At 57.6% G+C, this 238-nt stretch carries 1 pseudogene; it reads left to right on the top strand.

From position 1 onward, the window contains the following. Positions 1–238: pseudogene (locus tag AACU19_RS20175) on the top strand (AIDA repeat-containing protein); the annotation flags it as partial.

Here is a 238-nt window from a genome sequence, read left to right on the forward strand (position 1 = left end):
AGCAGCAAGTTTCCAGCGATGGCAGTGCCGTGGACACCACCATTGAGGGGGGACTGCAGACAGTTTTCGGTGGCGGAAGTGTCTCCGGGACTCTCATTAATAACGGGGAGCAGCGAGTCTCCAGCGGTGGCAGTGCCGTGGACACCACCATTAACGGGGGACTGCAGACGGTTTTCGGTGGCGGAAATGTCTCAGGGACTCTCATTAATAACGGGGAGCAGCAAGTTTCCAGCGATGG

The organism is Escherichia sp. MOD1-EC4550 (genome assembly GCF_963876935.1).
Taxonomy (GTDB): domain Bacteria; phylum Pseudomonadota; class Gammaproteobacteria; order Enterobacterales; family Enterobacteriaceae; genus Escherichia; species Escherichia coli_F.